The organism is Clostridium amazonense, assembly GCF_056431285.1.
The window spans coordinates 475,797-497,500 of sequence record NZ_JBWKMH010000033.1; the positions used below are offsets into that span (position 1 = coordinate 475,797).

The window sequence follows — 21,704 nt, forward strand, 5'->3', positions numbered from 1 at the left end:
AAAATTTAACTCATAGTTAAATTTACACTTAACTATGAGTTAACATGAATTTTATAATATATGTTATGTAATTATATATTATTTATTAATATTTTTATCTAGTTATATTAAATTTAGTCATAATTTCTTCTTCTCGATTTCTCATTACCTTCTTCTCATCATCTTCCATGTGATCATATCCTAAAAGATGCAACATTGAGTGAACAGTTAAATACATAACCTCTCTTATAAATGAATGGCCATACTCAATACATTGTTCCTTAGCCCTTTCTAACGAAAGCGCCATATCCCCAAGCACTAACTTACCATCATCTAATTCATATGGTTCAAACTTATAATCAGAATACATATCTTTAAAATATTTATCTTTTTCATAATCTAACATCGGAAAAGATAGTACATCTGTAACTCTATCTATATCCCTTTGCTCATTGTTTATACTTCTTATTTCATCATTATCAACAAAAATTATACTTACTTCATAAGGAACATTAACTTTTTCTTCTTTTAAAGTATATCCTATAATCTCTGTCATTTTTTCTTCTAACTCATTTGTAACTTCAATTTTTTCTTGTCTATTATCTATCAGTATCATTATTTATCTCTTTTGCCTCCAATTTATCTAATGGATATTCCACTCTTTCATGGTATATACCTCTTAATACTTTTAAAAATGCTTGCTTTATTTTATTTATATCTTTAAATGTTAGGTTACAATTATCTAATTGATTTTCATTTAATTTGCCCTTGAATATATTATCAACCATAGATTCAATTTTTTCTTTAGTTGGGTTTTGTATAGACCTAACTGCCGCTTCTGTGCTATCTGCAAGCATTATTATTGCAACCTCTTTGCTTAATGGTTTAATCCCCTTGTATTTAAAGTCCTCCTCTTTTACATCTTCTGGATTTTCACTTGAATTTTTCATAGTGATATAAAAGTATTTCACCAAAGAATCTCCATGGTGCTGTTCAATCACATCTCTAATAATTTTAGGAAGTCCATATTTTTTAGCCAGCTCTACTCCATCCGTTACATGAGATGTAATTATAAGCGAACTAACTTTTGGAGAAATTCTATCATGTGGGTTTTCACCACTAAATTGATTTTCTTTAAAATAATATGCTCTTTCTATTTTTCCAACATCATGATAATATGCACCTACTCTTGCCAAAACTGAATTTGCTCCTACTTCTTCTGCACCTAATTCTGCTAAATTAGCTACTAAAACACTATGGTTATACGTTCCTGGTGCTTCTAGTGATAACCTCTTTAAAAGAGGACTATTAGGGTTTGCAAGCTCTAATAATTTTATATTAGTTACAATATCAAAAGAGTTCTCTAGCACCGGCAAAATGCCTATAGCTAATATTCCTGATATTATACTTCCTAGAGATGTAAACCCAGCCTGAATAATAACTCCTCTTATATGATTACTTAATATATATCCTAATGCCAACGAGAATACAAAGTTAAATACAGCAAGATACGCAGCTACATGCAATATATCATTTCTTTGCTGAACTTTTTTTAACATAACAGGAACTGCTACTGCATTAAAAAGTGCAATTATAATTACTATAGGATTAAACTTTACAATTACACTCATAAGTATAACGTTTAATATATTTATAATTACTGATGCTCTATTATCTACTAAGATACTAATAAGTATAGGAACACAAGCAAATGGTATAGCATATGGCGATATAATGTTTAAAGTAGTTGCTAATATCAATGATATGATCGTTAAAGTGTTTATAACCAATATTTTATTATTCTCACCATATATATCACTTCGTACATTTTTTAAATAATACCATTGCATAATTACAACTGATAGAATAAGAACAAGTAATGCAATATATATATATATCCTCAATGAATTGTCTTTATCAAGTAACCCAAGTTCTTTTAAAACTTCTATTTGTATTTGATTTATCGGTTCCCCTTCTTTAACAATAATTTGATCCTTCTTTATTATTACAGGTTTTACCTTCTTTTTAGCTTCTTCTCTTTGTTCTTGAGTTTTATCATAATCTATAAAATAATTAGGCTTTACTTGAGAATATCCAACATTCATTCCTATATCTTTAAGGTTTTTAGAAAATCTAGAATTATTAAATATTGTTGTTATCATTCCTTGTGCTAATACTATGTCTTGTGGCTTATCTTCATGTATTTTCATTTCATCAAATAGTTTCGTCATAGTATTGGTTGTAAAACTTCTAAGTTCTTCGAGTTCTTTAACTGTAGTCTTAGCTATCGCTTGATAATTTTCCTCTGATAAGTTACTAATCTTTAATACTTTCTTAAGCTCTCCTATTTTCCTCTCTTCCGCTTTAGTATCTTGTGCAGAAACATTTTCATATTTTCCATTTACTTCTATTGCATCTTTAAAAAATTCTTCTATATTTTTTATGGCATTTTGACTTACTTCTCCATTATAACTATATACATCCGGAATATGTTTTATAGCTTCCTCTTTTTCAGTTTCTGTAGCAAGTTGATTTTCTATGTCTTTAGGAGCCTTTATATCTACTTTAGCTATATCCCCCACATTTAAATCATAAGTTTTTGTTATTATAGAAGTAGAAAGTATAAGATATATAATTAATGTTACTATTAAAAATACTATTTTATTAGATATTTTAAATACATTAAATTTTTTTCTTTTTTTACTTTGTATTTTATCCATAAAATACCTCCGACTTTCTTCTCTCTAGTGAAAATTTTAAATAATATTAATTTTCTTGTTGCTCATTATTTATTGTTTCTTCTTTTCCTATATCAATATCATTCTCATCAGTTATTGTTTGATTCTTAGATATATCTTCTTCTGCTATAATAACTACTTCAATAAGTACTTTATCACCCTGCTCTTTTATATCTTTTTTTACATCTAAAACATTTACAGATTTATTTAAATTCAAAAGAATACTTCTTTTCATTTCTTCTACTATATCATTTATATTTGTAGCTTTTTCTTCTTCTAAAACTTCATGATAAATCTCTGTTTTTATTATTCCTTTATTATCCTCTATTTTATCATACTTTTCAAAGGTATTTAAGGCATTTTTAAGATAAATTCTTTTTCCTTTAATATCAATATAATAACTTTTAGCTATCTTTCCTGTTCGTTTCTTCTCTATTTTTAATTTAGGTACTTCTTTTTTAACCGCATAAAAAGTTTTCGCTATTACAGCACCTTCTGCATTTGTTATATATTCTTTTCCTTCCTTCCCTTGTTCTCCCTTTATAAGAACATCTCCTTCTTTAACAACTTGCCCTCTCTCCACCAATACAGTTCCACTTTTAGAAAATATTCTTTGAACTTCACCATTTTTTGATGCTATTACATTTCCAGTAACTTCTGGCTCTTTAATTTTAGGTGGAGCTTGTCTTTCAACTATTTCAACTTTTAATTTACATCCTTCAATCCTAGCTTTAACCCACATCACTTCATCATTATCATCTATTATTCTTTCTTGTAATCTATATACATCAAAACTATTTTTATTTACACCTTTTTCAATTCCATAATCTTTTAGCATCTCTCTAATTTCAAAAGGTGGAATATAATTTTCTGTAACTACATCAATGCTCCAAATAAAACTACTTAAATAATAAATAACTCCAATAAATATAACTAAGGTTATAATTAATGAACGCCTTCTTTTCAATTTTAAAATAGTAAACATAATCCCATCTCTATTTAAGACTTTAACTTTTCCATCAACTTTTTTAACACCTTCAAGCAAAGTATTATAATCTTTAAACTCTATTTCCATAGTGTAGTTTGTTAAACTATTTCGTTTTATTCTTCTAAGTTTTATATCTTTCTTCCATAGATAGTTTAAAAGTTTTTCGGACTTCAAAGTTTCAACTTCTACTAATAATACACCTTTATTATATTTTTTCATTCTACTCATCACCTAAATATCCAATAGCTTTAAATTTGCCATTTAAAACCATTGTTGTCCCCCCTATAAATATTATTTCAAAGTCTTGACCCAAAATACTTAATGTTCCTATAGATGTTCTTATTTTAATTTCTTCTCTCTCAAACAACATTATCCCCTTATGATTCTCTATAGTTACCTCTGTATTGGATATAATTGTTATTTTAGGTACATCTAATATTGCTTCCCTAGGTATGTCCAACTTTTCGCCTAACTTTTCAAATCTATCTTGAATTTTATTATTCATCAACAAACACCTCTTTACCTCTTATACTTGCTTTACTAAAATTTAATACGTTTTTAACTTATACATAATTTATATTTTAATTCTTAACTATATTACCTATTTTTTACTTAAATCAAAAACATAAGTTACTCTGACTTTTTTTAATTATATATGTTATTTTATATTTTAATTTTATGATTACCTTTCAAAATAAATTACTATCTTTTAAAACTATATGATTTTGGAAGTATTAAAATTTTCAGCAATTACTTATTACATGTAAATTTCATATATATGGATTCAATTGTTTGTTCAATCATCATTTGTCAATAAGTGCAATTATATGCTTTTATTAGGCTAAACTCCTCAGAAAATCACTATAAAATTTATTTTCTAAACTTAATACTTAAATAATTTTATTTTTACTTATAAATATAACGCAAAATAAAAAAGCATGTTTTCACATGCTTTTTCTATAAATCTAAATTATTGATTAATTTTTATATTAGTTTTTATATTAATTTATCACGAATAATTCCCTTCTCATCAATTTATTAATACATTTTAAAGTTGAAATTACTATAAATTGAAAAAAGAACTCAGATAAACTGAGTTCTTATTTATTCAAATATTCTTTAACTATTTGACTTACTAATTTTCCATCTGCTCTACCAGTTATTTTAGGTTTAACAGTGGACATTAATTTTCCCATATCTTTCATGCTATTTGCGCCTATTAATTCCGCAGACTCTTGAACAATTGTTCTGATCTCATCTTCTGTTAACTGCTGAGGAAGGTAATTTAACAAGATCTCTATTTCAGCTTTAGTGCTTTCCACTAAATCTTGTCTATTTCCATTTTCAAACTCTTGCAAAGCGTCTCTTCTTTGCTTAACTTCCTTAGCTAAAACCTCAATGACCTGATCATCATTAAGACTTCCAGTTCCACTTTTCTCTATTAACAAGATAGCAGCTTTAGCCATGCTAATCACACTTGCTCTAAATTTATCTCTTCCTTTTAAAGCATTTTTCCAGTCTTCCTGTAATCTATCCTTAAGGGACATAGCTCTTTACCCTCTTTCAAATTTCAAAAATCCTATTTGAATTTTCTCTTTCTTGCAGCTTCTGATTTTTTCTTTTTCTTTACGCTTGGTTTCTCATAGTGCTCTCTTTTTCTTACTTCTGAAAGTACACCAGCTCTAGCGCATTTCTTTTTAAATCTTCTTAAAGCATTTTCTAATGATTCGTTTTCTCCAACTCTAATTTCTGACATTGTTATCCCTCCCTCCGCTAGCTCAATTCAATTTTATAAACTTAAAATAGCGCTGCGGGACATAAATAGCACATTGTTAATTATACAGTATAGTTAAATCTTTTGTCAACAATTTCATTGTTTTTTTAACCTGGTGGCCAAACTAAATTTCTTCCGCCTAAAATATGAAAATGCATATGACATACAGTTTGACCTCCATTTTGACCAATATTAGTCACAACTCTATAACCATCTTCTGATATACCTAAATCTTGAGTTATCTTTTTTATCACTTTAAACACATGTGATACTATCTCTGAATTTTCTTCTGTTATTTCATTAATATTTTTAATATGTTCTTTGGGAATAACTAAAAAATGCACTGGTGCTTCAGGATTTATATCATTAAAAGCTAAAACTTTATCATCTTCATAGAGTTTTTCACTTGGAATTTCACCATTTATTATTTTGCAAAAAATACAATCGCTCATAATTTATAGTCACTTAGAAAAATTAGTGACATTTTCCCTCCCTTCTATTTAAAATTTAATAACTTATTAATTATTATTAAACTTTTTTATATAAATTTATACTCTTTTTTATAAAAAGTATTTTCCTCAATTACATATTATATACCTAATTAATATTTATTCTACTAATTATTTAAAATTCCTTCATTTTTTTATAAATTTATATATTTCCTATCATATTTTCATCTTCTGTTTCCATTAGTTTAGCATTCAGTACTTTTCCTTCTAAAGACAAGTCACTTTTAACAATCACTTTAATATAATTTGGTGTATAGCCTACATAGTAGCCTTCTTTACCTTTCATTTCTTCTTCAAATAAAACTTTCATTTCTTGTCCTATGAATTTATCCATAAACTTCTTTTCTAGCATATTATTTAATTCAATCAGTTTTGCACTTCTTTTTTCTTTTATATTTCCATCTACTTGCAACATCATATCAGCTGCTTTGGTTCCTTTTCTTGGACTATATTTAAATATATGCATTTTTGAAAGTTCTATTTCCTTTAAAAATTTATATGTTTCTTCAAATTCAACTTCACTTTCACCTGGAAATCCAACAATAACATCTGTAGTTATGGATACATTCTTTATACTCGCTCTTAATTTTTTTAGAACTAATTTATACTCTTGTGCAGTATAATGCCTGTTCATTCTTTTTAATGTTGCATCTGAACCACTTTGTAATGATAAGTGAAAATGTGGGCAAAGTTTTTCTAATTTAGATATTTTCTCTATAACTTCATCAGTAAAAAATGTAGGATCTATAGAACCTATTCTTATCCTGTCTATCCCGTCTATCTTATTTACTTCCTCTAAAACTCTTATAAGTGACCAATCTTCTAAATCAACACCATATGATGCAATATGTATACCAGATAAAATTATTTCTTTAAATCCATTTTTAGCCAGCTCTTTTACTTCACTTAATATCAATTCGGGCTCTTTGCTACAAACAGCACCTCTTGCAAAAGGTATTAAACAATATGAACAAAATCTATTACAACCATCTTGTATTTTTAAAAATGCTCTTGTTTTATCTTGATATTCTTCTATTTTCAATTCTTCAAAATGCTTATTTCTTAAAACATCATTTACATCCACAAATTGCTTTTTCTCTTCTCTTGCTTTATTTACATAAAATACAATATCGCCTTTATTTTTAGTTCCTAATACTACATTTACACCTTCTATATTAGATACTTCTTCAGATGCAATTTGAGAATAACATCCAACAACTGCAATTATAGCATCCGGATTTTTCCTTCTTGCTCTTGAAATCATTTGACGTGATTTTTTATCTCCCATATTAGTAACTGTACATGTATTTATAACATAAACATCTGCCTTTTCATCAAAAGATGTTACTTCATAGCCAGCTTTTATGAATTTTTCCGTCATAGCTTCTGACTCATATACATTAACTCTACATCCTAAAGTACAAAAAGCAACTTTCATTATAAAACCCCTCCTAAATCACCTAATTCATACATTAACAAGCTTAAAGCTGTAAAGCCTGCTGTTTCTGTTCTTAAAATTCTTGGTCCTAACGTCACTATATGCGCACCACTACTTCTTAGTAATTCTATTTCACTTTCCTCAAATCCACCTTCCGGACCTATAACTATAGCCACATTTTCAATAGAACTTTTTTCTACATTTCCTATTAATTTTTTTATTCCAAATCCTTCTTCATTTTCATAAGGTACAACAATTAAATCCATATAATTTAATCTATTCAATAACTCTTCAAATAATATAGGCTCATTTATGGTAGGAATTAAGCTCCTTTTACTCTGTTTACATGCTTCTAATGCTATCCTATTCCATCTATCTACTTTTTTGAACTCAGAATCATTTTTTACAACTACTCTTTCTGTAATTATAGGAGTTATAGAGCTTACACCTAATTCTGTGTTTTTTTGAGCTATTAAGTCCATTTTAGTTGACTTCGGAAGACCTTGAAATAAGTGAACTTTTATTGGACTTTCATTATTTAATTCACATTCTTCTATTAAATCAACAATTACTTGTTTTTTATTAATTTCTTTTAATGTTCCTATATATTCTTTGCCTTCACAGTTATTTATACTTACTTTATCTCCTTCTGTAAGTCTTAAAACTTTATATATATGTTTTACATCATCACCTTCTATAAAACACGTATCCAAGTTAATATTCTCTTTAGGCACAAAAAACTTATGCATAAAAATCACCTCTTCTACTTTAAATTACTATATGTTTTTACCTATTACACACACCCATTCACCATCTCTAATAACTTCAACTATTTCAAATCCACATTGCTTAAACTTTTCCACTACCTCGTCTACTTTAGCAAGTATTATACCTGAAGTTATAAAATATCCATCTTTATTTAGAAATTCTTTTACTCCTTCTACTAAAAATATAATAACATCAGCTATTATATTAGCAACAACTATCTCAGCCTTACCATTTACAACTTCCATTAAATCTCCATGTAAAACTTCTATATTAGAAATATTATTATATCCAACATTCTTTTTAGCTGAATCTACTGCTACTGGATCTAAATCAACTGCCACAACATGCTTAGCACCTAATTTCGCAGCAGATATAGCTAATATACCTGACCCTGTTCCTATATCAAATACTGTACTATCTTTTTTTGTATATTTTTCAAGAGACTTCATACACATTCTAGTAGTCTCATGAGTTCCTGTTCCAAATGCCATACCTGGATCTAATTCAACCACTATTTCATCATTTTTAACTTCATAAGGCTCCCAAATTGGTTTAACAACTATTCTTTCACCTATCTTAGTAGGTTTATAATATTGCTTCCAAATGTTTTCCCAATCGCCTTCATTTACTTTAACAACATGTACACTACCTTCCCCTTTATCAAATCCAAATTCAGGTAATTTCTCTACACTTTCTTTTATGTACTCTATATACTCTTGTAATTTATCATCTTCTTTATAATAACCTTTGATTATTGCGCCTTCTTTTACCTTTAAAAGATTTTCATCAAAATAATCCCAACCACTTGGATTTTTCTTTTTAAACGCAACATCCTCAGAATCTAATATAGAAACTCCATCTACACCTGTATTATAAAAGAATCCTGAAACTACATCACTAGCTTCACTACTAGTCACAACAGTTATCTCTATCCAATCTTTTTCCATAATTTATTCCTCCAATTTACTAATTTATTATCTCGCTTTTATTCAAATTCAGGGTTTTAAACTCAGTTTTTAAGTTGTACCTTTATTTAAGTAATATTTTTAAATGTTATTTAAATTTTTGATCATTCCTAAGTAAATCAAAATCTGATTTTATCCCTATAGCAATTATGAATATCTATTTTACTATACTATCATAATTTTTAACAGCTTTAAAATATATTAAACCTAATTCATTAATATTTCAAACTGAATTATATTTTAATTTTTAAACATATAAAAAGAAACCTCTTTTTAAGAAGTTTCTCCTATAACTATTTTCCAAACCATTTTTTCTTATGATGTAGTATATTTTCTGTAGACTCACCACTAGCTTCCATAAATGCTTGTAATGCATCTCTTTGTTTATCATTTAATTCCTTAGGAACATCAACTATAACTTTTACATATTGATCTCCTCTTCCTGCAGAATTTACTCTTGGAACCCCTTTTCCTTTTAATCTGAATGTAGTATTAGGTTGAGTTCCCGCTGGAACAACATATTTAACTTCACCATCAACTGTAGGTACCTTTATTTCAGCACCTAACGTAGCTTGTGCAAAACTTATATGTGTATCTATATAAATATCAAATCCTTTTCTAACAAAAGTTTTGTGAGATGTAACTCGAATATTTATATATAAATCTCCTGATGGACCACCATTATCGCCAGCTTCTCCTTGACCTCTTAATGGAATTACATTACCATTATCTACTCCAGCTGGAACATTTATTGTTATAGTTCTTCTCTTATTTTCTTTTCCTGTTCCATGACAAGTATTACAAGGGTTATCTATTACTTGGCCTTTTCCACCACAAGCATCACATGTAGATTGTGTAGCTATTACCCCTATAGGAGTTTGTCTTTGAACTCTTATTTGTCCTGTACCTTTACATTTTGGACATGTTTTTGCAGATGCTCCACCTTGAGCACCAGATCCATTACAAGTTTCACATTTTTCTTTTCTATTTATACTAACTTCTTTTTCAACACCAAATACAGCTTCTTCAAAAGTTAAATTTAATGTATATTCAATGTCGGCACCTTTTCTTGGACCATTTCTTCTTGATGATGAACCACCAAAACCTCCAAATCCACCGAATATATCTCCAAATATATCTCCAAAGTCAAAACCTCCGAAGCCTCCTTCGAAGCCTCCAAAACCTTGTCCATTGAAATCAGCAGTTCCAAATTGATCATATCGTTGTCTTTTTTCACTATCTGAAAGAACTTGATACGCTTCATTAATTTCTTTAAACTTTTCTTCCGCCTCTTTATCACCTTGATTTCTATCTGGATGATATTTTAACGCAGCTTTTTTAAACGCTCTTTTTATTTCATCTTCACTTGCATTTTTATCTATACCTAAAACTTCATAATAATCTTTATTTGCCATTTCCAATTCACCACCTATTATAGTCTAACTTATATAATATAATGCATCTTATGTATTATTTCAACTGTATTATTTTATTAATTATTATACATTTTTGTTACATTTAATATATATTTAATAATTTTTAAAACCTTTTAAAATTATTATTTTTCTAAAAAAAATTGATAGTTAAGGTGTTAATAATTAAATGTTATTTAATTATTAGATTATAGCCTCCTTAACTATCAACTTCTAATATTTATTAACTATTCAAACTAAATTTTTTTATTAGTCTACTTTATAATCTGTATCTACTACATTTTCATCTGTATTATTTCCTTGATTTTCTGCGCCTTGTGGTGCTCCTTCTTGAGCTCCTTCTGCTTGATACATCTTAGAAGATACTGCATAGAAAGCCTGTGTTAATTCTTCTGTTGCTTTTTTGATAGCTTCTATATCTTCGCCATCTTTAACAGCTTTTAATGCTTCTAATTTAGCATTTATATCATTTTTATCTTCTTCTGATACCTTGTCACCAAGTTCTCCTAATGTTTTTTCTGTTTGATAAGCTATTTGATCTGCATTATTTTTAACTTCGATTCCTTCTTTTCTAGCTTTATCTTGTTCTGCGAATTTCTCAGCTTCATCTACTGCCTTTTTGATTTCATCTTCATTTAAGTTAGTTGATGCTGTAATTGTTATATTAGCCTCTTTTCCTGTTCCTTTATCTTTAGCTGCAACATTTACTATACCATTAGCATCTATATCAAAAGTAACTTCTATTTGAGGAATTCCTCTTGGAGCTGGTGCTATACCTGATAATGTAAATCTTCCTAGAGTTTTATTATCTGCAGCCATTTGTCTCTCACCTTGAACAACGTGAATTTCAACTGATGTTTGACCATCTGCTGCTGTTGAGAATACTTGACTCTTCTTAGTTGGAATAGTTGTATTTCTTTCTATTAATGGAGTAGCAACTCCTCCTAAAGTTTCAATTCCTAGTGTTAATGGACTAACATCTAGTAATAATACATCTTTAACTTCTCCTGTTAAAACACCTGCTTGAATTGCTGCACCTACTGCAACACATTCATCTGGGTTAACTCCTTTTGATGGATCTTTTCCAGTAAAGTTTTTAACCGCTTCTTGTACTGCTGGAATTCTTGTAGATCCTCCAACTAATATAATTTTATCTATATCATTTATTGTTAAGTTAGCATCATTTAAAGCTTTTTTCATAGGCTCTATTGTTCTTTGAACTAAATCATGAGTTAATTCATTGAATTTAGCTCTTGTTAAGTTCATATCTATATGTTTTGGGCCTGTTGCATCAGCTGTTATAAATGGTAAGTTGATGTTTGTTTGTGTTGATGATGATAATTCTATTTTTGCTTTTTCAGCAGCTTCTTTTAATCTTTGAAGTGCCATTTTATCATTTTTTAAATCAATTCCATTTTCAGCTTTAAAAGTTTCAGCTATATAATCAATGATTTTTTCATCAAAATCATCTCCACCAAGTTTTGTATCTCCATTTGTAGCTTTAACTTCAAATACTCCATCTCCAAGTTCTAGGATTGATACGTCAAATGTACCACCACCTAAATCATATACAAATATTTTTTGATTTGTATCCATTTTATCCATACCATATGCAAGTGAAGCAGCTGTTGGCTCATTTATTATTCTCTTAACATCTAAACCAGCTATTCTACCAGCATCTTTTGTTGCTTGTCTTTCACTATCATTAAAGTAAGCAGGAACTGTTATAACTGCTTCTGTAACTTTTTCACCTAAATATGCTTCAGCATCTGCTTTTAATTTTTGAAGTACCATTGCTGATATTTCTTGTGGTGTATATTCTTTTCCATCTATAGCTTGTTTATGGTTAGTACCCATATGTCTTTTTATTGATATTATTGTTTTATCTGGATTTGTTATTGCTTGTCTTTTTGCTACTTGACCTACTAGTCTTTCACCATCTTTCATGAAAGATACTACTGATGGAGTAGTTCTTGCTCCTTCTGCGTTTGCTATAACTACCGGTTCTCCACCTTCCATAACTGCAACACATGAATTTGTTGTTCCTAAATCAATTCCTATTATTTTTCCCATAGTATTTTACCTCCTATTTGCTAATTTGCTACTTTTACCATACTATATCTTAATACTTTATCTTCTTTTTTGTATCCTTTTAAGAATACTTCCACTATTTGATTTTCACCTAATTCATCATTTTCTTCATGCATAACTGCATTATGATAGTTTGGATCAAATCCATTAGCAGTATCTATTTCTTCAACACCTAATTTTTCAAGTGAAGTATTAAATTGTTTTACTGTCATTTCTATGCCTTTTCTTAAATCATCTACATTAGAATCACAAGATAGTGCACGTTCTAAATTATCAAGAACAGTAAACATTTCTTTTAAAACATCTTCACAAGCACTTAGATAAATACCTTCTTTTTCTTTTATTGTTCTTTTTCTGTAATTGTCATATTCAGCACCTAATCTTAGGTACTTTTCCTTTGAATCATTCAATTCACTTTTTAATTTTTCATTTTCTGCTTTTAAAGCTTTAATATCTACTGGTTCAAAACTTGTTTCCTCATTTTTTTCAGCATCTTCTATATTTTCGGATTCTTTCAGGTTTTCTGCTTCACACTTGCATTCTTCCTCAAGATTTTCCTCCCTTTTTTCATTAAGGGTTTCATCTCTCTTATCCACTTTCATTCCTCCATTCTATATTTAACTTAGTCTTTATACAGTAAAATAAATTGTAATTTTTATTATCATTTATTTACTATAGTTAGATTTTTAGGTTTGAAAGAAAATAACAAGCTATACTTAAATATTTGTTTCTTATATTAAAGTTTAGATAAAAGCATATTAATACTTCTATTTAACTTGCTATTTTAAACTTTAGTATTAAAAACCTTTATATAATTTTTGTATATTATAATTAAGTTCTTTAACTAACTTATCAACTACTGCTATAACTTTACTATATGGAATTCTAGTTGGACCTATAACTCCTATAGTTCCTATTGGATTTCCGTTATAACTATATGTCGCAGTTATTATACTGCATTCCTTAGCAGAATCTAGAAAATTTTCTTCACCTATTTTCACAGATAATCCTTGCTTTGCATCAGTATCTAACAATTTTTTAACATAGTCTACATTATTTACAAAGTTCAAGAAATCTTTAGCTTTATCTATATTGTTGTATTCTTGATAATTAAATATATTTGTTGATCCTTTTATAAATACCTTACTATTATCTTCATTTATTAAAGTTTCATAAAGCATTGGAATGATAGCATTGAAAATTTCCTCATTTTGCATTAAATCTTGTTTTAATTTTTCTAAAAACTCTAGTGACATATCCTCAAAAGATATATTTCTTAATTTTAAATTTAATACATTATTTATTTGTAAGATCAAACTACTATCAATAGACTTTTTAACTTTAATAACTTTATTCTTTATTACACCACTATTAGTAACAATAGTAAACAAAATGCTATTGTTATCTATTGGAGCTAACTGCAAGTACCTCATTGAACTAGTTTTTAATGATGGTGCTTTAACAACAGAAGTAAGATTTGTAAGATTCGATAATATTTCTGTTGCTTCTATAAGCACTTTATCTATTTCCTCAAAAGCTATATCTAATAGTGAATTCTTTATTATAGCTTCTTCTTCTGAAGTAAGTGCAGAAATTTTCATAAGGTCATCAACATAAAATCTGTAGCCTTTATCTGAAGGTTTCCTTCCTGAAGATGTATGCAATTGTTCTAGATATCCCATGTCTTCAAGATCAGACATTTCATTTCTAATAGTTGCAGAACTAATTCCCAAATCATACTTCTTAGCAATTGTTCTAGACCCTACTGGTTCTCCACAAGTGATATAATCATGGATAATAGCTTTAAGTATATAAATTTTTCTATCATCCATTTCCATTTTATCACCTCATTATTAGCACTCACTAATTAAGAGTGCTAATTAGTACATTCTTAACATATCATTTTCTATGTATATTGTCAATAGATTTTTTAATCTTTTTCAAAAATAAATTCACACATTATACTATTAGATACTTCTATTCCTCGCTTTGTTAAATAAATACTATTTTTTTCATCACTCATTAATCCAAGTTTTACATACTTATTAATAATTTTCCCATAAACTTCATATATATCCGAGTTAAATCTTTCTTTAAATGTATTTTTATTTATACCATTTATTTTTCTAAGACCCAAAAACATAAACTCTTCCATATTGTCTTTTATATTATTCTTTTCTTTATATATTATCGCATTTCCTTTTTTATTCATTTTTTCTATATAATAAGAAATATTATTTTCATTAGAATATCTTATTTCATTTATATATGAATGAGCTGAACTTCCGCAACCTATATATGGTTTAACATCCCAATAAACTAAATTATGTCTACATTCTTTTCCAGGCTTTGCATAATTAGAAATTTCATATTGTATATATCCATTTTTCTTTAGAATTTCCAATGTTTTTAAATTCATTTTTCTTTCATCTTCTTCACTAGGAAGCTTTAATATATCCTTTTCAAAAAGATTATAAAAAGGTGTACCCTCTTCAATTATTAAACTATAGCAAGATAGATGTTCTGGTTTTAAATTAATTATTTTATTTAAACTTTCTTCCCACATTTCTACAGTTTGATTTGGTAGTCCAAACATTAAATCTACATTTATATTTTCAAAACCACTCTCTCTTGCCATATCATAACTTTCTATAAATTCTTCAAAGGTATGTATTCTACCTATTTTTTTTAATAAATTATTTTGACAAGCTTGAAGTCCTATACTTAATCTATTTACTCCCATTTTCTTAAATGCTTCTAATTTTTCCTTTGTAAATGTGCCTGGATTTCCTTCAACAGTAAATTCTATATCTTTTGATAAATTTAATTTTTTTATGCTTTCTTTTAGTATATTAATTGCCTCTAAAGAGAAATAGGTGGGAGTTCCCCCACCTATAAATATAGTTTCTATTATATAATTTGAAAGACTCACATTATCTATTTCTTTAGATAGCGCTTTCGCATAGTTTATCATCTGTCCATCACATCCACTAAAAGAAGGAAAATCACAATAAAAGCATTTATTTTTACAAAATGGTATATGAATATATAATGATATTTTCTCCATTTTTTCTCCTCCATTTAATGATTTAATTTAATCAATTTTTAATACTGCCATAAATGCTTCTTGTGGAACTTCAACGCTTCCAACTTGTCTCATTCTCTTTTTACCTTGTTTTTGCTTTTCTAATAATTTTTTCTTTCTTGATATATCTCCACCATAGCATTTTGCAAGTACATCTTTTCTCATAGCTTTTACAGTTTCTCTAGCTATTATTTTACTACCAACAGCTGCTTGTATTGGAATTTCAAATAGTTGTCTTGGTATAATTTCTTTTAGTTTTTCAGCCATTGCTCTTCCTCTATAGTAAGCTCTTTCATTTGGTACTATCATAGAAAGTGCATCAACTATATCTCCATTTAGCATTATATCAAGTTTTACAAGTTCTGTTTCTTGATATCCTTTTAGTTCATAATCAAAAGATGCATATCCTTTTGTTCTTGATTTTAAAGCATCAAAGAAATCATATACTATTTCATTAAGAGGCATATCGTAATTAAGCATAACTCTTGTTTGATCAAGATACTGCATATCTATAAATGTACCTCTTTTATTTTGGCATAATTCCATTATTGCTCCAACAAAATCTGATGGTGCAATTATAGAAGCTTTAACCATAGGTTCTTCCATACGACTTATTTCTGATGGTTCTGGAAGATTTGTTGGATTTGTTATTTCTAATAGTTCACCATTTGTTTTTAAAACCTTATAAATAACAGATGGAGCTGTAGTTATAATATCTAAATTAAACTCTCTCTCTATTCTTTCTTGAATTATTTCCATATGTAAAAGACCTAAGAATCCACATCTAAATCCAAAGCCTAATGCAATTGACGTTTCTGGTTCAAAAGATAATGCAGCATCATTTAATTGTAGCTTTTCTAAAGCTTCTTTTAACGCTTCATATTTTGCTCCATCAACTGGATATATTCCACTGAATACCATTGGAACTGCTGGTCTATATCCTGCCATAGGCTCAGAAGTTGGTCTGTTTGCTTCTGTTATAGTATCTCCAGCTCTAGCATCTCCTACATTTTTAATTGACGCACTTAAGTATCCAACATCACCAGCTCTAAGTTCTTTGATTGGTAATGGTGATGGTGTGAACACCCCAACTTCAGTAACATCATAAATCTTATTAGTATTCATAAGCTTTATTTTAGTTCCTGGTTTTACAACACCATCAATTACTCTAATATATGTTACAACGCCTTTATAGCTATCATAATAAGAGTCAAATATTAATGCTTTTAATGGTGCTTCTTCATCGCCTTGTGGTGATGGAATCTTTTTAACTATTGTTTCTAGTACATCTTCTATATTAAGTCCTGTTTTAGCAGAAATAGCTGGAGCATCATGAGCTTCTATTCCTATAACATCCTCAATTTCTTCTTTAACTTCATCTGGTCTTGCACTAGCAAGGTCAACTTTATTTATTACCGGTGCTATTTCAAGATTGTTATCTAATGCTAGATAACAGTTTGCTAATGTTTGTGCTTGAATTCCTTGAGTTGCATCAACTATTAAAAGTGCACCTTCACAAGCAGCTAAACTTCTTGATACTTCATAGTTAAAGTCTACATGTCCTGGAGTATCTATAAGATTTAGTATATATTCCTCACCATCTACTTCTCTTTTATATACAAGTCTTGCTGCTTGAGATTTTATTGTTATTCCTCTTTCTTTTTCTAGTTCCATATTATCAAGTACTTGTGAATCCATTTCTCTCTCTGTAAGTGTACCTGTTTTTTCTAATAACCTGTCTGCAAGTGTTGACTTGCCGTGATCTATATGGGCAACTATAGAAAAATTTCTTATGTGTTTTTGTCTGTTGCTTTGCATCTTATTTACCCCCGTTTATAGTAATGAATTTAAATTTCAAAATCTACTTTATTATATGTTTCTTTGAAAGTTCTACTAAAAATTATCATAAATTAATTTTATATTATATTTAATCAGGTTAAATTATATCATATTTAATATAAATTTTGTTAACTGTATTTTTACTTTCTATAATTATTATTTTTTTGAATATGTAATTATATTATCATATATTACTTCAATTCCATTCTTCAAATTACATACGAAGTTCGTATCAAATACTATTTGCTTATTTTTCATTGTAAATATTAACTTAGGTTTTTCTCCTGTACAAACTTTTATACAACTATTATCTTTTACCATTTGTGATGAATTGAAATTTATTATAAACGCTCCCATCATTAGAGAAAATATGCTTATTACCAAAATTAATCTTTCTTTCTTTCTCAAGCTTAACTTCCTTTCTTTTATAATACTTTGCCTTATAAATAATTTTTATACTTATATATTATTGACATATTTTCAAAAATTCTTTCAAAGTCATAATTTATCTTATAAAACTCACTTTTTAACTAATTTGTAACAAAAATGTTTTAAAACATAAAAAGACCTACTTAGATATTTTCTAAGCAAGTCATCTTAATACTCAATTTAAAGCAAGTCTTATGGCTTCTGATAAATACTTCATACTATTTTTAGCTTCATCTAAAGTGTTTGAATCTGAACCAACCTCAATCAAAACTGCACCATCACTTAAATCCTGACTATAATATGTTATTCCTGTAGTATATTCCGCATATATAGGAATTTCTCTAAATAACTGTGGATATAATTTTTGTGCATTTGCTGCAATTTTGTTCATTTTTTCTAATTGTTTTTTATACCTTGGATTAGCTGTAGCTGGTACAAATGTTAATTTTGCTACAGAATCCCCATTAACATTTCCTGTTACTCTTGCCTTTGGAACTCCACCATCTCTATGAAGATCAATTATTAAATCAAAATCTCCAAACTCATTTATATATTTTTTTATTGTTTCTCTTGATTCATAATATGCTCCATTGTAATCAACATTATCATGAATTGTAGTATCATGCATTACTGTGAATCCCTTACTTTTTAAATTTTTTGTAAGTTCTTCACCAACGCTTGCAACAGTTAAATTAAGATCTTTTTTCCTAGCTTCACCTGGCGAATAAGCTTCACAAGTATGTGTATGGTATATAAGTATTTTTTTTGATCCATTTTTAGCTAAGTCTTGTTTTGAAACATTTCCTACCTCATTTTTATTTATATCTTTTTCATTTAAATTAAATTCATTTAAATTATATGTTTCATTCATTACACTCTTAGTTTTGTCTTTATTTTTTTTATTTCTAAAAAAGCCTAACTGATCTTTAATTGCTTGTTGTATATTAAATGCTTCAATACCTTTATCTTCATTTCTAACTGTATTTTTAGCTGAAGCACCTAAAGTTGCCATACTATTATTTATAGCCTTATATAAAATAGTTGTTTTAAAACTACTATCACCTTTATTAAAACATTCCTTAACACTCATATATGAAACACTTAATGCTAATATAGCAATAAGTATTATACTAATTATTTTTTTATGCTTTTTAACATTTTTATTAATGCTTTCTGCTTGATTTCCAATATATTTAACATTATATCTTGGGTTATACCTAGGATTGTATCTTTTATATGTTTCCCTTTTGTAATTCATTTTCTCCCCCCTAGATTTATACTAAACAAGTTATAATTTACTTATTTTTAAAATTATTATTAATTAAAATTTTAAGTAAGATTATCAATAAACTTGTCCATATAAAAAGTTTATTTCTTTCATCTAGTTGATTTATATGAAATTTTTATATTATTTATACCTTTTAAAATGTAAATTACTATAATTAGTTTAAAGAAAGTCTTATAGCTTCTGCTAAATATTTCATACTATTTTTTGCTTCATCTAAAGTATTTTCTTCTGAACCAACTTCTATTAAAACTGCATTATCACTTAAATCGTGGCTATAAAAATCACATCCAATTCCATTATCATGAGCAACTATATCTCTAAATAATTCTGGATATATTTTTTTTGAAATTCCTGCAATTTTATTAATCTTTTCTAATTGCTTTTTATATCTAGGATTTTCAGATGTTGTAGCAAACATAATTTTAGCTATAGATTCTTCATTTATCTTTGATGTTACTCTAGCTTTAGGCACTCCTCCATCTCTATGAAGATCAATTATTAAATCAAAATCTTTAAATTCATTTAAATATCTTTTTAATGTTTCCCTAGAATGCTTGTATGCATTAGGGTAATCAACATTATCATGAAGTGTCATATCATGAATAACTGTAAAACCTTTTTCTTTTAAACTCTTTGTAAGTTCCTCACCTACACCGGCAATTGTAAGACTTAAATCTTGTTTTCTATTTTCTCCAGGTGAATAAGCCTCACAAGTATGTGTATGATATATTAATATTTTTTTTGCTGCATTTTTAGCTAAATCATCACTAGACACCTTCCCTATTTCATTTTTCTTTATATCATTTTCACTTAAATTAAATGCTTCAATATTGTAAACATCATCCATGGTAATATCATTTTTTCTTATTGGAGATTTTTCTTTACTTTTACTATTTTTTATATGTTCTATGTCATATTTAAGTGCTTCTTTTATATTATTTGGTAAAAATGTGCCTTTTTCATTTGTATCTAGTTTTTTTGAAGATACCCCTAATGTTGCCATACTATTATTCATTGCTTTATATAAAATATTAGTTTTAATTTCGCTTTTCTTTAAAAAATATATATTGAATGCAGAAAAGACAAAACATAAGATTAAACTTGTTATTATAAGTATAGTTTTTAAACTTTTACTCTTATTCAAATTAATATTTCTATTTTTATCATCCAAATATTTAATATTATACTTAGGATTATATTTAAAATTATTTTTCTTATATGATTGTTTTTTATAATTCACCTACCCTCATCCCCTTAAAAATATAATATGTTTATATAATTTATATGAATGAAATATTATTTTATACACTTTCAAATAAAAATAAGAGAATTGAAAAATTCTCTTATTTTCATATATTTAATTTAAATATTTATCTATATCATCTAATGTAAGTGCAGGTTGAAGCGCTATATTTATTCCATTTGCTATTATTTTTGAAATGCATTCGATTACCATATCAATATCTTTAGGGGTAACTACCATTGATGACATTTTTTGACCTAATACTTGTTTTATTAATAAATCTTTTTCATCTCTATCTAATGAATTTAACATATCATAAAATTTACTATCTTTTTTAGACTCACTCATAAGATCTTCCAATACTAAATCTATAGTATCACTTGCAAGTGTTGCAGCATCTACAACCGTTGGAACTCCAATTGCTATTACTGGTACTCCTAAACTTTCTTCATTTAATGCATTTCTATTATTTCCAATACCTGCTCCTGGTGCTATACCTGTATTTCCTATTTGAATTGTTTTATTTACTCTTTGTGTTCTTCTTGATGCTAATGCATCTATACATATAACTAAATTAGGTTTAACTCTATCTACAACACCCTTTACTATTTCACTAGTTTCAACACCTGTCAGCCCCAAAACTCCTGGTGCTATGGCTGCAACTGGTATTATTCCTTCATCTATGCTATCTGGAACATATTCCTTTAAATGCCTTGTTACCATTAATTTAGATGTAACTTGTGGTCCTAATGCATCTGGTGTTATATTCCAATTTCCCAATCCCACAACTAATGCTGTAGTCTTATCATCTATTTTTACAACTTTTGATAATTCTTTTGCTAGAGTTTGACTTACATCTTCTTTGGCATCAGCATCATAGTATACAAAATCTGTAAATTCTAATGTGATATAGTCTCCTTTTGATTTTCCTATTACTTTTTCTCCATTCTCATTTAATACTTTTACATGTGTAACCATAACTTGCTTATCTACATGTTCTTCTACTTCAACACCATCTATCTCAGGATTTTCATTTTGTTCACTATAATACTCTCTAGCTTCTAACGCTAAGTCTGTTCTTATATTGTTCATATTTATCTCCACCTCTTAATTTATTTAAAATAATAATGTAGACTT

General features: G+C 27.8%; 20 protein-coding genes. All 20 read right to left on the reverse strand.

Annotated elements, in window-relative coordinates; translation table 11 throughout:
* Positions 1-94: 94 nt before the first annotated feature.
* On the reverse strand, positions 95-595 hold the full coding sequence (gene ybeY / locus AC07E4_RS16995) for an rRNA maturation RNase YbeY (RefSeq protein ID WP_034438098.1): 501 nt from the start codon (positions 593-595) through the stop codon (positions 95-97).
* Positions 579-2,699 (reverse strand): HD family phosphohydrolase, encoded by a 2,121-nt coding sequence (locus tag AC07E4_RS17000; RefSeq protein WP_034438099.1) that lies wholly within the window; start codon positions 2,697-2,699, stop codon positions 579-581. Before AC07E4_RS17000 ends, ybeY begins: the two co-directional genes overlap by 17 nt.
* A 46-nt stretch (positions 2,700-2,745) precedes the next feature.
* A complete protein-coding gene (yqfD, locus tag AC07E4_RS17005) occupies positions 2,746-3,924 on the reverse strand; it encodes a sporulation protein YqfD (RefSeq protein ID WP_051539806.1) in 1,179 nt (392 codons plus the stop codon).
* Position 3,925: 1 nt separating this feature from the next.
* Complete coding sequence (gene yqfC, locus AC07E4_RS17010; RefSeq protein ID WP_034438104.1) at positions 3,926-4,210, reverse strand: sporulation protein YqfC; 285 nt, start codon at positions 4,208-4,210, stop codon at positions 3,926-3,928.
* Between the two features lie 595 nt (positions 4,211-4,805).
* Positions 4,806-5,252 carry a GatB/YqeY domain-containing protein gene (locus AC07E4_RS17015; RefSeq protein ID WP_034438106.1) on the reverse strand — a complete coding sequence of 149 codons (447 nt, stop codon included), beginning with the start codon at positions 5,250-5,252 and terminating at the stop codon, positions 4,806-4,808.
* 32 nt (positions 5,253-5,284) lie between these two features.
* Positions 5,285-5,461 (reverse strand): 30S ribosomal protein S21, encoded by a 177-nt coding sequence (gene rpsU, locus AC07E4_RS17020; RefSeq protein WP_034438108.1) that lies wholly within the window; start codon positions 5,459-5,461, stop codon positions 5,285-5,287.
* A gap of 125 nt (positions 5,462-5,586) precedes the next feature.
* A complete protein-coding gene (locus tag AC07E4_RS17025; RefSeq protein ID WP_478217034.1) occupies positions 5,587-5,931 on the reverse strand; it encodes a histidine triad nucleotide-binding protein in 345 nt (114 codons plus the stop codon).
* A gap of 199 nt (positions 5,932-6,130) precedes the next feature.
* Entirely contained in the window at positions 6,131-7,426 is a 1,296-nt protein-coding gene (mtaB, locus tag AC07E4_RS17030; protein WP_430829648.1) for a tRNA (N(6)-L-threonylcarbamoyladenosine(37)-C(2))-methylthiotransferase MtaB, read from the reverse strand.
* On the reverse strand, positions 7,426-8,175 hold the full coding sequence (locus tag AC07E4_RS17035; RefSeq protein WP_478217035.1) for a 16S rRNA (uracil(1498)-N(3))-methyltransferase: 750 nt from the start codon (positions 8,173-8,175) through the stop codon (positions 7,426-7,428). Before AC07E4_RS17035 ends, mtaB begins: the two co-directional genes overlap by 1 nt.
* Before the next feature lie 27 nt (positions 8,176-8,202).
* Positions 8,203-9,141: a 50S ribosomal protein L11 methyltransferase gene (gene prmA, locus AC07E4_RS17040; protein ID WP_478217036.1), complete on the reverse strand. Its 939-nt coding sequence runs from the start codon at positions 9,139-9,141 to the stop codon at positions 8,203-8,205.
* Positions 9,142-9,452: 311 nt separating this feature from the next.
* The gene (gene dnaJ, locus AC07E4_RS17045) at positions 9,453-10,574 is read right to left on the reverse strand and encodes a molecular chaperone DnaJ (protein ID WP_478217037.1); all 1,122 of its coding nucleotides are present in this window, start codon (positions 10,572-10,574) and stop codon (positions 9,453-9,455) included.
* A gap of 267 nt (positions 10,575-10,841) precedes the next feature.
* Positions 10,842-12,665, reverse strand: a complete 1,824-nt coding sequence (gene dnaK, locus AC07E4_RS17050; protein ID WP_478217038.1) for a molecular chaperone DnaK — start codon at positions 12,663-12,665, stop codon at positions 10,842-10,844.
* Between the two features lie 20 nt (positions 12,666-12,685).
* A complete protein-coding gene (grpE, locus tag AC07E4_RS17055) occupies positions 12,686-13,285 on the reverse strand; it encodes a nucleotide exchange factor GrpE (RefSeq protein ID WP_101541655.1) in 600 nt (199 codons plus the stop codon).
* Positions 13,286-13,480: 195 nt separating this feature from the next.
* Positions 13,481-14,521, reverse strand: a complete 1,041-nt coding sequence (hrcA, locus tag AC07E4_RS17060) for a heat-inducible transcriptional repressor HrcA (protein WP_034438127.1) — start codon at positions 14,519-14,521, stop codon at positions 13,481-13,483.
* Positions 14,522-14,613: 92 nt separating this feature from the next.
* Positions 14,614-15,750 carry a radical SAM family heme chaperone HemW gene (hemW, locus tag AC07E4_RS17065; protein ID WP_034438130.1) on the reverse strand — a complete coding sequence of 379 codons (1,137 nt, stop codon included), beginning with the start codon at positions 15,748-15,750 and terminating at the stop codon, positions 14,614-14,616.
* 27 nt (positions 15,751-15,777) lie between these two features.
* Positions 15,778-17,586 (reverse strand): translation elongation factor 4, encoded by a 1,809-nt coding sequence (gene lepA / locus AC07E4_RS17070; RefSeq protein ID WP_034438132.1) that lies wholly within the window; start codon positions 17,584-17,586, stop codon positions 15,778-15,780.
* Between the two features lie 177 nt (positions 17,587-17,763).
* Entirely contained in the window at positions 17,764-18,015 is a 252-nt protein-coding gene (locus tag AC07E4_RS17075) for a hypothetical protein (protein WP_034438136.1), read from the reverse strand.
* 196 nt (positions 18,016-18,211) lie between these two features.
* The gene (locus AC07E4_RS17080) at positions 18,212-19,294 is read right to left on the reverse strand and encodes a stage II sporulation protein P (RefSeq protein ID WP_478217039.1); all 1,083 of its coding nucleotides are present in this window, start codon (positions 19,292-19,294) and stop codon (positions 18,212-18,214) included.
* 184 nt (positions 19,295-19,478) lie between these two features.
* The gene (locus tag AC07E4_RS17085) at positions 19,479-20,564 is read right to left on the reverse strand and encodes a stage II sporulation protein P (protein WP_478217040.1); all 1,086 of its coding nucleotides are present in this window, start codon (positions 20,562-20,564) and stop codon (positions 19,479-19,481) included.
* 117 nt (positions 20,565-20,681) lie between these two features.
* A complete protein-coding gene (gpr, locus tag AC07E4_RS17090) occupies positions 20,682-21,659 on the reverse strand; it encodes a GPR endopeptidase (protein WP_430829644.1) in 978 nt (325 codons plus the stop codon).
* Between the last annotated feature and the right edge of the window lie 45 nt (positions 21,660-21,704).